The sequence below is a fragment of the Janthinobacterium sp. BJB426 genome (assembly GCF_002735705.1).
Classification (GTDB): domain Bacteria; phylum Pseudomonadota; class Gammaproteobacteria; order Burkholderiales; family Burkholderiaceae_D; genus Janthinobacterium.
In genome coordinates this window covers 118,778-133,867 of the sequence record NZ_PDZL01000003.1, presented here as the reverse complement: position 1 = coordinate 133,867, position 15,090 = coordinate 118,778, and the positions used below count along the sequence as shown (strand labels likewise).

The 15,090-nt window shown below is 61.8% G+C and carries 14 protein-coding genes; 10 read left to right on the top strand and 4 right to left on the bottom strand.

The features are described from left to right. Positions 1 to 30 precede the first annotated feature (30 nt). Positions 31 to 480, bottom strand: coding sequence for an META domain-containing protein (locus CSQ93_RS06115; RefSeq protein ID WP_099377256.1), 450 nt, complete (start codon positions 478 to 480; stop codon positions 31 to 33). A gap of 19 nt (positions 481 to 499) precedes the next feature. Continuing rightward, positions 500 to 643, bottom strand: coding sequence for a hypothetical protein (locus CSQ93_RS28750; protein ID WP_158301143.1), 144 nt, complete (start codon positions 641 to 643; stop codon positions 500 to 502). 290 nt (positions 644 to 933) lie between these two features. Between CSQ93_RS28750 and CSQ93_RS28745 the strand changes: the two genes are divergently transcribed. From CSQ93_RS28745 to CSQ93_RS06105, 4 genes are all read left to right on the top strand, one after another. Next, entirely contained in the window at positions 934 to 1,251 is a 318-nt protein-coding gene (locus tag CSQ93_RS28745; protein ID WP_158301142.1) for a hypothetical protein, read from the top strand. A gap of 695 nt (positions 1,252 to 1,946) precedes the next feature. Continuing rightward, positions 1,947 to 2,360, top strand: coding sequence for a hypothetical protein (locus tag CSQ93_RS29360; RefSeq protein ID WP_233516069.1), 414 nt, complete (start codon positions 1,947 to 1,949; stop codon positions 2,358 to 2,360). A gap of 137 nt (positions 2,361 to 2,497) precedes the next feature. Further along, entirely contained in the window at positions 2,498 to 2,779 is a 282-nt protein-coding gene (locus tag CSQ93_RS29355; RefSeq protein ID WP_233516068.1) for a hypothetical protein, read from the top strand. A 17-nt stretch (positions 2,780 to 2,796) separates the two neighbouring features. Then, positions 2,797 to 3,210, top strand: coding sequence for a hypothetical protein (locus CSQ93_RS06105; RefSeq protein ID WP_158301140.1), 414 nt, complete (start codon positions 2,797 to 2,799; stop codon positions 3,208 to 3,210). Positions 3,211 to 3,289: 79 nt separating this feature from the next. On the opposite strand, the gene CSQ93_RS06100 is transcribed toward CSQ93_RS06105, so the two are convergent. Next, a complete protein-coding gene (locus CSQ93_RS06100) occupies positions 3,290 to 5,149 on the bottom strand; it encodes a phytase (protein WP_099377253.1) in 1,860 nt (619 codons plus the stop codon). Positions 5,150 to 5,166: 17 nt separating this feature from the next. Further along, the gene (locus CSQ93_RS06095) at positions 5,167 to 7,704 is read right to left on the bottom strand and encodes a TonB-dependent receptor (protein ID WP_099377252.1); all 2,538 of its coding nucleotides are present in this window, start codon (positions 7,702 to 7,704) and stop codon (positions 5,167 to 5,169) included. A 305-nt stretch (positions 7,705 to 8,009) separates the two neighbouring features. Between CSQ93_RS06095 and CSQ93_RS06090 the strand changes: the two genes are divergently transcribed. The 6 genes from CSQ93_RS06090 to CSQ93_RS06065 all read left to right on the top strand — a co-directional run bounded on the left by CSQ93_RS06090 (position 8,010) and on the right by CSQ93_RS06065 (position 15,042). Then, positions 8,010 to 8,912, top strand: a complete 903-nt coding sequence (locus CSQ93_RS06090) for a GGDEF domain-containing protein (RefSeq protein ID WP_099377251.1) — start codon at positions 8,010 to 8,012, stop codon at positions 8,910 to 8,912. Continuing rightward, positions 8,912 to 9,937 (top strand): AraC family transcriptional regulator, encoded by a 1,026-nt coding sequence (locus CSQ93_RS06085; protein ID WP_099377250.1) that lies wholly within the window; start codon positions 8,912 to 8,914, stop codon positions 9,935 to 9,937. Before CSQ93_RS06090 ends, CSQ93_RS06085 begins: the two co-directional genes overlap by 1 nt. Before the next feature lie 264 nt (positions 9,938 to 10,201). Next, complete coding sequence (locus CSQ93_RS06080) at positions 10,202 to 11,596, top strand: class I SAM-dependent methyltransferase (RefSeq protein WP_099377249.1); 1,395 nt, start codon at positions 10,202 to 10,204, stop codon at positions 11,594 to 11,596. Continuing rightward, the gene (locus tag CSQ93_RS06075) at positions 11,596 to 12,939 is read left to right on the top strand and encodes a sensor histidine kinase (RefSeq protein ID WP_099377248.1); all 1,344 of its coding nucleotides are present in this window, start codon (positions 11,596 to 11,598) and stop codon (positions 12,937 to 12,939) included. Before CSQ93_RS06080 ends, CSQ93_RS06075 begins: the two co-directional genes overlap by 1 nt. Continuing rightward, positions 12,939 to 14,036, top strand: a complete 1,098-nt coding sequence (locus CSQ93_RS06070; protein ID WP_099377247.1) for a hybrid sensor histidine kinase/response regulator — start codon at positions 12,939 to 12,941, stop codon at positions 14,034 to 14,036. The genes CSQ93_RS06075 and CSQ93_RS06070 overlap by 1 nt, the downstream gene beginning before the upstream one ends. Continuing rightward, complete coding sequence (locus CSQ93_RS06065) at positions 14,029 to 15,042, top strand: response regulator (protein WP_099377246.1); 1,014 nt, start codon at positions 14,029 to 14,031, stop codon at positions 15,040 to 15,042. Before CSQ93_RS06070 ends, CSQ93_RS06065 begins: the two co-directional genes overlap by 8 nt. Positions 15,043 to 15,090: the final 48 nt, after the last annotated feature.

Below are 15,090 nucleotides of genomic sequence, written 5' to 3'. Positions count from 1 at the left end.
ATGCTATTCGCGTCCGGTGGTGTGGCGCCGTCACGGCTGCGCGCGTGCCCAAATATAGCTGCCTGCGTTGCCGACCAATTGCAGTTGCAGCTTGCCGTTGACGATACGGTAGGATTGCACCGCTTCCATGTCCTGCGGCAGGCGCTGGCCCAGTGGATCGGGTGAGCACATCATGCGCGTAACCGCCATCGGGCCAAGGTGCAAGCTGCTGCCTGATCCTGCGGGCGCTGCTTGCCACGTGCCGCTACCCCGGTTGCAGTCCACCTGCGCCACCAGGCGGCCATCAGCCTGGAAGGAAAGCCGGTACTGGTCTGAACGTGCCGGCCGTACCTCGGCATTGCCCGCAGCCTGAGAAAACGCCACCAAGGTCCAGCTGGTGTCGGACAAGCTGTCCGGCTGAGTCTGCGAGCTTGAGCTTGCTGCGCAACCGGACAGCAATGCTGCTCCGGCTAAGACGACACCCACAACACGATGAATCATGACACCTCCGGATTAATTGTCAGCAGCGAACGCTACCGGCCACGGCATCGAAGAGCGATTGCGGAGCGCCATCGCCGAGCAAGCGGCTCACGCCCAACGTCAGGCATAGCCAGAAAGCCAGCGCGGCGAGTGCCAACGGTAAAGCGACGTTCAGTTTCTTCATCTGTTTGCCGCAATTCCGTCTGAACTGTTTACGCCACGACAATATCATAAACACATTTCAAAGTGGTATGCTTGCTTACTTTGCGGCCCAGTTATAAGCGCATCAAATTATTAAACAATGGTGCTCTAGTTAGGACACCCCTAATAACGCGCAAAAATGATAACCCTTACCGCTGAACGCTGACGGTCAGCTAAGGGGCGGAAGCTACCGACGACCGCAACCGGCCAAAAGCGGACATTTATATTGCCTGTAGTATTTTATTTTTCTCTTAGATAGGTGAGGGGGCACAAGTGAGTAAACAGAGTGGCATTGCGTGGCCGGGTGGGGACTGCAAACCTATCATCGCTACCCTGCGCACTCCAGTTGAGCTGATCGTTGATACTGATGCCACCATCTTTCGAGATAATGATGACCTCGACTGGTTCGAGGGGGGCTACGTACAAATTGATGGATTAGGTACGGTTTTGATCATGAAGCACGATAACAACCCTTCGGGACTAACAGCTCTGTATGTCGATATCTCCTGCGCTGCCAATTCAGCAGCTACGCTGTTGGTGCAATTTTTCCGATTATCTCCAGAAGATGTCAAGTGGCAGGCTAAGGCATAAAGCCGACATGATTCCATTTGCCGACGAGTAATTGTTCAGCTAACGGCCAGAAGCGGTTTTTTTAGGTGACTCAAGAGGTGCATGACTCGACGCCTCAGTGCAACGACCATTATTAAAATATGACTTTTCTTTGCCAAGCATGTGAACGCTGCCCGTCGTTAATAGAAGAACGGGACGACGACCCAAGTGAACCGTATCTGGTCTGCCAAGAATGTCACGGACGTTTGATAAGCCGCCGGCTTCGTCCAAGCGAGTGGTTCAACCTCGCGAAGAGACACGGATGGGCAAAGTTTCTGCTACACGACGATTTCTACGACGATAACGGGGAAGCTACTCAACCAGAAGAGGACGTCGAAGACGCTGAATTCTACCCGGCCCCTACACTCAGCCAGGTCGAGACGGCAGCTTCCACACTTCTCGATTACTCGGTGACTCGCTGGAACCTTGACGAGGATGTCTTTGCGGCATGGAGGCGACTACCCCGAGGAAGCGTATTGTCGTGCATTGCCGAGCGCTTCGACCGCACTCTGAATCCGTCGGTCAGGGCGGTCACCTTGGAAGTGGCTGCGCTCCTTCGCGCACAAGGGAGCGTATTTGTACGGCACGCTTGGGAGTCTTACCCAGACTGCGGTTCCTTTTGGTCACTTGCAGCGGCCACAGCAGCTTGTCTCCCTGAGGATGAAGGATTTCCGCTGGTGACAATGGCGCTCGAGACGCTACCAGAGAAAATGCGGCAGAAGCAGTTCGGAGCCTTGGCGCACTTCCGCTCAACGAAAAGCCTCGGCTGGATTGAGGCCCATGCAAGTGAGTCAACTAGTGAAGCATGGGGTTATCTTGCCGCTGCGTCAAAATTCAATTGGCCCAAGGGCGAAGAGTGGCTGAAGGCCGGCCGCCCCCTTAGTCTGATTGCGGTTGACGCACTTTTGGCCATCGCCAATCCTCGGACGCCGTTCTTGCGGCGCATAGGTCCCGTTCTTGAAAATCAGCCTAGCGAGCAGGGCCTTCGTTACGCCGTTGAGGCTCTGATGAAAGCAGACCCGGCTCCGAGGGTGATGCAGCGCGCCAGGGCGCTACTCGAGAACGTGCCAGCCCTTATCCGCTCCTCTTGACCTAGGTGCAAGTGCTCCCAGTGAGAGAATGGACATAGTGCGTGGCTGTTATTAAGTCGTGACTGTCTACATGGTTTACGTGCCCTGACGTGGGGAGCAAGACTCGAAGTGAAAGCAAATGTTCAAACCTTAGTCGCTTGAAGGCGAAGGTCCGCTTTGGGGCGGAAGCGGACGCTACTGTTTTTTGCCTGTTTTGCGGAGTAGGCTGCTGTTTCTTGCATTCGTTGGCATTATTAGAGGTGATGAGTTTTGACGCTATTTCGGCGCGCGTTGACAATGATGGCGCGAACATGGCAAAAAGGATGAAAATAGTGCATCAAGACGATCGCCGTGATTGCCGGATTTATCCTTCTGGTTTGGTGATCGATGAGGTTGCGCTGCATTCCTTGGTGCCCGTCGCACCGCATATTTACCTGTAACTTGGGAGTAGTATTGAATGACTGTTTTTAGTATCGGTGACACCAATTTTGAAGTGGATTTAGCGAAATCAAGCATTAGTCTGGACGCTCATGGCAGCGGCATGCTGGAGCTCAATATTGATATCCACGGCGATGATGATGTGTTTATGCGCTTGACTGAGCCGGAGGATGCGGAATGGTCGTGGGCGCTGTATCCGCCGGCGTTTTTCCTGCACGGCTTGCGCATACCGGAAGGGCAGGGAGGAGCGCTTGCGATCGGGATGCTGGATACGCATCCCGAGGCGGAGGAATCGGGTATCTATATGATGGAATATGGCGACGTGTCGGCCGTCAATATTATCGAATTGTCGGCACGGCGCCTGCTCGTGTCTGGCATGGTGGACTTGTGCGGCAAGCGACTGCCATTTCATATTGATATGCCGCGTGCATAGTGCCGGGGCTGGTTCCTTCGGGAGCGGAATGCGCCACTGATGCGCATTCCCCGGCAGGTTCAACCCCGTTCTTGCCTGATTACTCCAGCTTCAATGCCTTCGCTACATCCCCCCAAGCCACATACTTGAAGTTTTGCGGCCCATCGGGCAGGCGCTTGTAGCCGTCCTGGATCACCAGCATGCCTTGTGCATACGCGCCGCCCAGGTTGGCGGCGGTGACGTCGAGGCCATCCGTTTCCGAGGTGCCGTCGATGCCGGCGGGCAAGTTGAAGCCCACCTTGAAGCGGCCGCGCACCTTGTACGGCGCTTGGGCGTCTAGCACCACGTAGCTGCTGTCGCCCTGGCTGGAGACGATCAGGTAGCCGCTGTCCGGCTTGGCGCCGGGCTTGCGGTAGATGGCCATGCCTTCCACGTCCGCCGTCAGGTTCGCTCCCACGGGCAAGACCATGGTGAGGGCGTCCGGCTTGGCGGCGTCGGCCGAGGTGGTCCAGATGCCGCGCGTTTCCTCGCCCAGGAACAGGCGGGCGTTGGCGTCGTCAGCCACGCAGCCTTCCGGTTGCGTGGCGACCTTGAAGCTGCGCAACAGAGTTGCACTGAACTTGTCGCCTTCCAGGCCGATGCTGTACTGCTGGAAGGTGCCGTCCTTGTCGTTGATGAACGCTTGCACGCCGCCGCTGGCCGGCTGGTACAAGCACATGCCGTAGATGCTTCTCAGGCCGGTCGGAAAACGGCCCGCATCCGCCACGACGCCATCGGCATTGATGGTGAACAACATCATGCTGTTGTCGTCGCGCTGGGTGGCCACGGCCAGGTCGACCTTGCTGCCACCCAAACTGATGTTCTGCCGCACGTCGACGTTGTTCAGGCGGCCCACTTCCAGCAGCTGCGTCTGCTTGCCTTGCAGGTCGTAGACGAGCAGCCCTTGCTTCTTGTTGGTGCCCAGGATGCGTGCATTGGCGGGGTTGCTGGACAGCCAGATGGCCGGATCATCGGCCGCGTCACCCTGGCGCGCCATCGGTTCCGTCTGCGCCTGTGGGGCGATGATGGCCACCGCAGGCTGTGTTTCCGCTTGGCCAGCCCATTTCAAGGGCCGCGCTTGCCAACCGTTCTTGCCGCGCAGCAGTAGCGATTCCTTGTCCAGCGCCAGCTGGCTGTCGCCCTTGCGCACGTTCAAGGCCACGGTTTGGGCCGGCTGTGCCGTCCACTTGCCGCCCTGGCGTGCCAGCAGGTGCAGTTTTTCCGCCTTGCCATCGAGTACGGCCACACCGCCCGGCAGCACGGCCAGCGCGCCGGCGCCGCCGTCCAGCGGGCCATACGGCTTGCGCAGGGCCACCACTTCGCGCTTGCCCATGCCTTCGGAATCGGCGTCATACGCCCACACGCCCATGTTCGACTCGCTCACCAAGAGGCGCCGGGCGCCATCATCGACCCGGCAATGCTTGGCGTGCGGCGGCAAGGCCAGCTTGCGCACCAGCTGACGCTGCTCGCCCTGCATCACCCACTGTTCTGCCTGGCCATCCTTGCCAATCAGGAAGAGATGGTCAAGCTGCTGGGCGTCGCGGTACAAACACGATGCTTCCACGGAAAAGGTGGGGGCGGGAAACGGCGCCAGCTTGACCAGCTTGCCGGCCTGCACGTCGACCGTCACGGGCAGCGGGCGCTGCGTGTCAGCTTCCAGGAACACGGCCAGTACTTGATTCCCGTCAAGGCGCGTGTCGAGCTGCTTGGCGCGCACGGCGATGCGGTCCTGTTCCAGGCCGGCAGCGTTGAACAGATGCAAGCCATGCTTGTCCAAGGTCAACCAGCCGCCGCCGGGCAGGCGCGCCAGTTCTTCCGCTTCCTGTGTGAAGGAAGGAGCAGCCTGGACAGGCGCGGCTTGCGCCGTGGCCGAGAGGCAAAAGGCAGCCAGCAAAGCGCTGCAGAGTACGTTTTTTTTCATGGTAGGTAAAATCATCATCAGAAGGCGCTGGCTTTCAGGCTCACCTTGAAAGTGCGGCCGTATTGTTCGTTCTGCACGTTGAATTGCTTCGTGCCCTGGTAAACATAGTATTTCTCGTTGTTCAGATTAGCCGCCTCGAACATCAGCTGGAATTGCTTGTTGATCTGGTACGACAGCGAGAAATCAAGTTGCTTCTGGCCGGCGACGATATGGTCCTGGCTTTGGTCGAGGATGTCGTTGCCCATTTCCAGCAGATACGGCGACTTGTAGTTGAGGGCCAGGCGGGCGCTCACCGGTCCCGTTTCATAGCCCAGCATCAAGTTCATCACCTGGTTCGACTGGCCCGGCAGGCGGATGTCACGGTTCATCTGCTTGTTGCTGGCTTTGTCGAAGCGGCCGATTTGCGCGCTCGACGTGCTCAGGGTGCCGTTCACGCCGACGAGAAATTTGTTGAATGGCGCCGGCAGCATGCGCAGCGGCTGCATATAGGCCAGTTCGACGCCTTTGACTTTGGCCGCGTCGCCGTTCGCATACGAGGTGGCCGTCGTGTAGCCCGTCCATGATCCCGTGCCGGCAAGATTTGTCGTATAGGTAAAGTTCTTGATGTCCTTGTAGAAGCCGTAGGCCGACATCACGCCGTCGTTGCCCAGCACGCGCTCGATGCCGAGGTCCAGGTTGTTCGCCTTCAGCGGTTTCAAGTCCGGATTGCCGATCACGGCTTCCGTATTGCTGGCCAGGCTGATGCCCGGTGCCAGCTGGCTGAAGTTGGCGCGCACCACGGCCTGTGTCCACGCGGCCCGGACGCTGGTCTTTTGATCCAGGTCATAACGGGTTTGCAGGTTCGGCAGCCAGTTGGTGTACGAACGTTCGCGCGTCAAGGGCGTGGCGACGCCGGCGCTGTCCACTTGCGAGCCGGCAGCTTCAAAGCTGGTACGCTCGGCGCGCACGCCGCCGAGGATGTGCCAGGCGTCGAAGTCGTAGCTGTTTTGCACATACATGGCGTTGATGTCTTCATGCATGCGGTAATCGTTGATGATGGACTCGGTGGCCAGGCGCGCCTTGGCGCGGTCCAGGCCGGCTACGCGGGCGCGGATCAGGGCGGGGTCCAGGGCCACGCCGATGTTGCCCAGGTCGTAGTCGAGAGTGTGGCCTTGCACGAAGTTGCTCATCGACGTGGAGCCGGCGCCCCAGTAGTTGCCGCTCGATGCCTTGCTGCTGTTATACGCCCATTGATCCGTGTCATTGGTCTTTTCGCGGCGGCTGACCTTGGCGCCGAATTTCAGGGTAGCGATGTCGAACTTGCGCGCCAGGTCGATGCGCGCATGGTGTTCATTGTCCTTTGAGTAGCGCTTCTGCAGGGTGATGGCGTTCAGCGCGTAATTGGCCGGGTCGTACAGCGCGGCGGGGCCGCTCAATTTCGGCTCCTGCGTATCCGTGAAACTGATGCCGGCGAAATTGCTGGTGCCGCGGAAACGGCCGTCGTTCAGGGATTCCGGCGTGTCTTCCGTAGCACGGCTCAGGCCGCCTTTCACGTCCAGGGTCCAGTCGCCCGATTTCTGCTGCGTGCCCAGCACGAGCGAGCGCACTTGCTGCGTGTATTTGCGCTGGCGGATGCGGCGCTCGGCGCGCGCGCTGGCCGTCTGGCCTTCGGCCAGACTGCCGCCGGCGATATTGCTGATGGTCAGGCGATCGCGCACTTCATTGTCGGAAAATTCGCTGACGAACGAGCGCAGGAACCAGCTGTTGCCCGCTTCGGGGCGATAGTCGAGGTTGACGGCCAGGGCGCCGCGCTTGCGCACGGGCAGGTAGTCGCGCAATTCCAGGCCCGACAATTTTCCCTTGCTCCAGGCGCCGCCCGTTTCCACGTCATCGGAACCGAACGAGCGCTTTTCCGCGCTCAGGCCGGCTGCGACGCCCAGCTTGCCGTCGAGGAAACGCTGAGCCCACAGAGCGCCGCCGCTGGGGCTGGTTTTGCCCGTCTTTTCGTCATAGCTGGCGCCCACGTTGGCCGACAGCAGCTTGCCCGGCAAGTCGAAGGCGGACAGCGATTTGACTTCGACGGTGGCGCCCAGCGAGTTGGCGTCCATTTCCGGCAGCAAGGTTTTCGAGACTTCCAGTGTGCGGATCAAACCGGCAGGCAGGATGTCGAGCGCCACGGCGCGGCGGCCCGCTTCCGGCGACGGCACCAGCGCGCCGTTGATGGTGACGGCATTCAAGTCCGGTCCCAGGCCGCGCACGGTGATGTAGCGGCCTTCGCCCTGGTCGCGCTGGACGGATACGCCGGGCAAGCGGGCCAGCGCTTCGGCCGCGTTTTTGTCCGGCAAGCCGCCGATATCGTCGCTGCTGATGACGCTGATGATGTTGTCGGCTTTCTCTTGCGCGGCGATGGCGTTGCGCAGACTGGCGCGCTGGCCGCTGACGATCACGGTGGCGGCCGGCTGACCATCCTCACCTTGCGCTTGCGCATGGCTTTGACCGCTGAAGACGGCCATGATGCCGAGGGCCACGGCCGTCAGGCGCAGCGGAGAGGGGAACGAAGTGTGCATGGTTTTCATGAAGGGCTCGGTTAGGGGAAGGAACCGGGCGGATTCTAGGCAGCAAATATGACGGTTGCGTGACAGGCAAGGGCTTGCCACCCTGAAAACAACGGCATGCGAACGCTTTGCGGCCGGAATGCTGGCGCCATGAGCTGAAATGACCTGCCGGCGCAGGGCGCATGGGATGCGGCTTGCTAGATTTGCAGCAGCTGCACTGCTAATGATGAGCCGTTTGCACCTGCCGCACGGGCGCAGCGCATGTCATCGTGCCGTCATGGGCGGGCGCTATCGTGGCGACAGCACCACTTTTAAAGGTTTCCCACATGCTGCCGTTGCACCGTAACAGCCTGATTGCCGCCGCGCTCGCGTTGCCCCTGTTCTTGTTCCTGTACGCCACACTGGGGCACCTCAAACCGTTTGTCATCTGGAAGTGGATGGATATCGTCTGCGAAGGCGGCACGGCCGTCATGGCCGGTACCTGGTTCCTGTTCACACTCAGCAGCCGGCCGCGCGGGCTGGTGACGAGTCTGATCGCCGGCGGCCTGTGCGCCATCATGCTGGGGTCCTGGGCCGATTGCCTCGATGAATTCTTTGCCGTTGATAAGAGCGCCGTGTGGGATAACTGGCTGGAAGCCTTGATTCCGTTTGGCATGCTGGTGCTGACGATCGGCATGTATTACTGGCGCCAGGAACAGTTCCGCCTGAACGAACACCTGCAAAAGCGCGAACGCCTGTTCCGCGACCACCGCGCCTTCGACCGCATCACGCAACTGGCCGACGCCAGCTATCTGCGCACGCAGATGCGCCTGGAGCAGGAGCGCCGGCCCGGCCTCGATTGCGCGCTGGTCTTGCTCGACATCGACAGCTTTCACCTGATTAACCGCGAATACGGCCACCGCGAAGGCGACCGCGTGCTGCAAGCCGTGGGTCACATGCTGCTGTTGAACTTGCGCAATGACGATTTGCTGTGCCGCTATGCGGGCGACCGCTTTGCCGTGCTGATGCCGGGCGTGTCGCGCGAGGATGCGGCTGTGAAGGCGCGCCACCTGTGCGCCATGGTGGGGCAGATGCGCCACCACGCCAACGACAATCGTGAAATCCGCCTGAGCCTGCGGCATGCGTGCTCGCTCACCGATGGCGTGCCGGAAGTGGTGCTGGCCGAGCTGAGCCGGGCCGTGGAAACGCCGCGCTCCGGTGCCGGGATCAGTTCCGCCGCGCCTGCCTGATGCCGCTGAACCAGCAAGGCGACCCCAGCATCGCGGCCCACCATCAGCCGGCGCTGGTGCTCGATTACGCGCGCAGCCGGGAATTGGCTGTGGCGCCGCTGCTCAAGGGCACGGGCCTCGATGGCGGCGCGCTGCCGTCCGCGGAAAGCCAGGTCAGCGCCGCGCAATACCTGCAATTGCTGGCCAACGTGGCGCGCGGCCTGGACAGTGCCGACACCAGTTTCATGCTGGGCCAGCAAATGCTGCCCGGACATTACGGCGCGGCCAGCCACGCCTTGCTGCAGGCGCAGAATCTGCGCCAGGCCTTGAGCATCCTGTGCGATTTCCATACCTTGCTGTGTCCGCTGTTACAGCCGCGTTTGCGCGAAGCGGGCGACATGCATGTGCTGTACTGGGTCGATGCGTTCGGCGCGCCGAGCCAGCTGCCTTTTCTGGTGGAGATGCACATGACGGCGCTGGCGGCCATGTGCCGCTGGCTGGCGGGAGAGTCCTTGCCGTGGCGCTTCTGCTTCAACCGCGCGCGGCCCCGCCACGTGGAGCAGCATGAAGTGCACCTGGGCCAGGCGCTGCGTTTTGATTGCCAGGTCGATGCCATGCTCATCGATTCCAGCTGGCTCGACAAGCCCTGGCCGCGCGGCAATGCGACGGCGGCCGCGCTGGCCTTGCGCGCGGCGGCATTGGCTCCTGTGCCCGCCGCCAGCCTGCTTGGCGCGCTGTACGACTATCTGCTGGCGAATATCCGCTGCGCGCCGACCCTGGAGCGCACGGCGCAGGAGTTCGGCGTCAGTCCCGCCACCTTGAAGCGCCATCTGGCGCGCCATGGCACGCATTTCCAGGCCGAGCTGGACCAGGTGCGTGCGCACAAGGCGATTTATCTGTTCCAGGCGCATGGCTACGACAACGATGCCGTGGCCGCCTACCTAGGCTTTCATGATGCCACCAACTTCCGTCGCTCGTTCAAGCGCTGGACGGGGCAAACGCCGCAACTATTGCGTCACGCGCTGGCACTGTTCGTCGCTGGATGATCGAAGGCGTTGCGCGCCAGCGCCACGGACAGTCGTTCCTGAGGGAACAATTGCCCGTTCTGCTACATCCATAGTACACTCGATCAGAGAGCGAACAGACGCGCTTTGAGGCGCTCCGGCACGGCGTCACGCGACGCCGCAACACCGCCATCTTGATGGCGGAGCCGGCGGCAGACGACCGGTGTGCCGTGCCTTAACCCAGCCTGGAAACTGGCGTCACCAGTGTGGTGCGCCGGAAACCGGGCAACTTGATAATGCTCAATCGTGTATTCACAATCGCAGATCGATCCAGTCGTCAGTTTCCGCAACACCCAGGGTGAGGCGGTGCGCGGCACGATTTTCAACTTGCAGCGCAATTCGCTGGTCATGGAAATCTACAATCCATACTCGATTGTGCAGGTCAGCGAAGTGCTCAATGACGTGACGGTGCGCATGGGGGCGAAAAACGCCTACGTGGGCAAGGCCGTCGTCATCAGCAGCGTCAACACGGGCCTGACCGCCATCGTTTCCGTGACTCTGATCGACGAGTGGCGCGAGCTGAGCGACGTGGTCGTCGTCAAGGGCGCCGTATTGAAAGAGTCCAGCGCCTTTGTCGCCGGCTGGGGCGAGCGCTTCCGCATCCGCCGCGATTACCAGATCGTCGTCAACGAAATGCGCGCCTTTTTGTCGGAAGTGTCGCGCTGGGTCGAGCAGGTCGACCTGTCCGACTCGCTGCCCAAGGAAAATGGCCGATTGCGCCCGGACATCTTCGATGAACTGGCCCTGCCGCTGATGGAGCAAACCCAGCTTTACTTGCGCCAGCTCGAGGTGGAAGCCTCGCTCGTCGAGGAAGAGCGGGCGCCGGCCCACCGCGCCTTCGCCCAGGCGGCGCTGCACCCCTTGATCCTGCGCGCGCCGTTCGTCTTCCGCACGTTTACCAAGCCGCTCGGCTATGCGGGCGACTACCAGATGGTCAACCAGCTGCTCGACGATCCACGGCAAGGGCCGAGCACCTATTTTCAGATCGTCAATGCGGCTTTCCTGCAGGCGGCCGTGGCGACGGCGCACCGCAACCGCATCGATATCCTGACGGAATTCCTGTCGCAAAAGGCGGCCGCGGCGCGCGCTGCCGGGCGTGTGTATAAAGTGCTCAACGTGGGCTGCGGCCCGGCCATCGAGGTGCAGCGTTTCCTGGAAACGTGCCCGGACGCGCAGTGGCTGGCCTTCGAACTTGTCGACTTCAGCAGCGAAACCCTGGACTGGACGCGCGCGCGTTTGACCACCATCATGCAGCGCACGGGGCGCGTGGTCGAGATCGATTATGTGCACGATTCCGTGCACAACTTGCTCAAGCGCCGTCATGGCGCTGGTATCACGGGCTTGCCCGGCAGTTTCGACGCCGTGTATTGCGCCGGCCTGTTCGACTATCTGTCCGACAAGGTGTGCGCGCGCCTGCTGATGCATTTCGCTTCGCGCGTGGGGCCGGGCGGACGTTTGCTCGTCACCAATGTGCACGCGGACAATCCGGGCAAGTTCGGCATGGAGCATTTGCTGGAATGGCATTTGATCTATCGCAATGAAGAGGGCCTGTCGGCCTTGCTGCCCGAACATGCAACGGACCCGCTGATCTATGTCGACGCGACGGGCGTGAATGTGTTCGCGGAAGTGAGCATTCCTTGATGGATACTCCAGGCCTGCACGCCGGCTACACGGCCGTTTTGCGCGACTTCCGCCTGGAATTCAGCCGTGGCGGGGCTTATACGGGCATCGTGCTGATCCTGCTGGGCATGGGCCTCGATTCGGCCCTGTATCCCGATAAACAGTCGGCGTTTACCAGCGCGCGCATCCTTGTGTCCGTGCTGATCTTTTGCGTCGTGCTGGCCATGCGCACGCGCTGGGCGCAAGACCGCATCCAGGGGCTGACGTTTGTCTGGCTGATCCTGCCGCAAATCATGATCGCCTGGATGATCGCCGTCACGGAAGGCGCCACCTCGATTTATTATGTGGGCATGACCCTGGCCATCTATTCGTCGGGCATCGTGCTGGCGTTTGGCCTGTGGCAAAACATGGTCTTCGGCGCCATTTCCTGCCTGCTGTACGTGGCCGCCTGCGCCTGGCATGCGGGCGGCTTCGACCTGGCCGGCACGTTTGTCGTCAACTGTCTGTTCCTCATCATGTCGGCCAGCATCAGCGCCGTGTTTACCTATTTCAATGAGCGCGCCCGCTTCATGCTGTTCCAGCTGAAGGCGGAAGTGGCGCAAAAGAACACGCAGCTGGAAGAAACGAATAAAAGTCTGGCCGATATCAAGGGGCAGATGCTGCAGCAGGAGAAAATGGCCGCCATCGGCACCCTGGCCGCCGGCATGCTGCATGAAGTCAATAACCCCGTGAACTTCTGCATGATGGCCATCGAGGTGGCCATCGAAGACCCGGCCGCCAAGCAAAGCGCGCTGGTCAGTGAATGCCTGGCCGACGCCAAGCAGGGCATGCTGCGCGTGCAGCATATCGTCTCCGACTTGAAGACCTTTGCCTACCGCAAGAGCGGCAACCAGCTGGAGACGGGACACTTCCAGTTCCGCAGCGCGCTCGACGCGGCCATCCGCCTGGTGGGGCATGAAACGAAGAATGTCAGCATCAGCCACGACTTGCCGGTCGACACCCTGGTGCGCGGCGACGAGGCGGCCATCGTGGGCGTGCTGATCAACTTGCTGGGCAATGCCGTGCTGTCCATGCGCAAGGGCAATGCGCCGCCGTTCGAGATCCGCATCACGGCCCACTGGGACGAGAACCGTCTGCGCATCAGCGTGCGCGACAACGGCCCCGGCATCGCTCCGGAAAACCTGGCGCGCGTGTTCGAACCGTTCTTCACCACGCGCGAAGTGGGGCAGGGGCTGGGGCTGGGGCTGAGCATCAGCTATGGCGTGATCGAGCGCCACGGCGGCACCCTCAGCGCCGAAAGCGAGCTGGGGGTGTGGGCCAGCATGAACTTCGACTTGCAGCGCTCCGACTGGGAGGGCCGTTAATGGACAACGATAGCCGCGCCAGCGTGCTGTACGTGGACGACGAAGCGCTCGCCTGCAAGTATTTCGAGCGCGCCGCCGGACCCCGCTACCGCGTGTTGACGGCGCAGAGCGTCGATGCGGCGCTGGCCTTGCTGGAAGACGAGGCCGGCCAGGTCGACGTGCTCGTTACCGATTACCGCATGCCGGATCGCCTGGGCAGCGAGCTGCTGCAGGAAGTGGCGCAGCGCTATCCCCACATCGTCTGCATGCTGGTGACCGCGTATGCGGACAAGGACGTGCTGCTGGAGCTGATCAATGGCGGCACCTTGTTCCGCCTGCTGGAAAAGCCGCTCGACCTGGCCGCCATGCAAACGGCGCTGCAGCTGGCCGTGCAGACGGGGCGCGAGCGCGCCGCGCGCCGTCAGGGCCTGGTGGCGATGGAAGAGTCGCTGGCTTTTCTTGCGCATGAATTGAACACGCCGCTGGCGGCCATCGCCAATTTTGCGCGCGGCATCGCGCGGCGCGCGCAGGCGGATGCCGCACCGCAGGCCGAGATCGGCGAAGCGGCGGCCTTGATGCACGACAATGCGCGCTATTGCCTGTCCGTGCTGGCCAGCTTTGTCGATACGGTGCGTCTGGCCAGCGCCGGTCCCGGCATGCAGGGCGGACGCCGCGCCGGCAGCGCGCGCCAGCTGCTGGCCGCCTTGCTCGACAGCTATCCCTTGAGCACGGCCCAGCGCGCCGCCATCACGGTCGACGTGGGCGATGATTTCTCCATTGCCGAGTCACCCAATTGCGTCGCGCTGATCTTGTCGTCCGTGCTGGCGAATGCCTTGCGTTCGGCCGGTGAGCAGACTCATCCGGCGATCGGCATCCGCATCGACGCCGGCCGCATCACGGTGCGCGACAATGGCGCCGGCATCGCCCCCGAGATCGTCGAACAGCTGTTGATCGACCCCGTCAGTGCCAGCGGTGGCGAAGGCAAGGGCTGGGGCATGGTGTTTTGCCACCGCATGATGCAGTCGTTCGGCGGCAACCTCGACATCGCCACCGAGTTTGGCACTTCCACCACGGTAACCCTGAATTTTCCAGTACATATAAGGAACGAGCATGATTGACGCCAATCTGCGTTTACCGGCTCAGCGTGAGTCGGCGCAAGGCTTGCCGACGATACTCTATGTCGATGACGAGGCCAACGCCCTCAAATACTTCCAGCGCGCCATCGCACCGCTGGCCGACGTGCTGACGGCCACCTCGGTCGAGGAGGGCAAGCGCATCCTCGACGAGCAGGCCGACCGCATCGCCGTGCTGGTGTCGGACCAGCGCATGCCTGGCGCCTACGGCAACGAGTTGCTGTCATATTGCTGGGACCGCCATCCGCACATCGTGCGCATTTTGACCACCGCGTATTCCGAGCTCGAGCACACAGTGGAAGCCGTCAACCAGGGGCAGATCCACCGCTACATCCAGAAGCCGTGGGATATCGCGGCCCTGCGCATGGAATTGAAACAGGCGCTGGAACTGGCGCGCTTGCGCAATGAGCACGCCCAGTTGCTGCGCGAGAAGTTGATGGTGCGCCAGCGGCAAGCCGTCGCCAACCGCATCGGCACCCTGTACGCCCTGTGCGCCAGCCTGGCCGGTCCGGAACAGCAGTTGCCCGTGGAAGCGTATCTGTCGGCGGCTCTGACGGCCGGCGTCACGCCGCCCGAGCCGGACTGGCTGTTGATGGATTATGCCGACCTGGTCAGTTCGGAAGCCTTCCGCGGCACGGCCTTTGCCGCCGCTGTGCGCCAGCAGCTCGACACGCTCGAGCGCGAACATCCGGGACGGGGCGTGGAGCAGGCGATCGACATGCTGCTGCCCGTGTTTGGCGCGGCCCTGCAAAACCAGGGCGGCACGGCGCTGTTCCTCGATGGGCGGCTGCTGACGGAATTCCTGGAAACGCCGACCACCACGCCGGTCTCGGCCATCCACTCCTTCTGGCTGGCCAGCTTGCTGTGGCTGGCGCGCCGCGGCTGGTCCTTGCAGCTGAGCAAGACGGAACTGGGTTTGCAGGGCAAGGTAGTGCAGGCTGAACCGGCGCTCACGCCGGACCACCTGGCGGCCTGGATCGAGCAGTTCTGACGGCGCGCTCCCTTGCCGCAGATCGCGCTGCAAGGGCGCGCACCATGA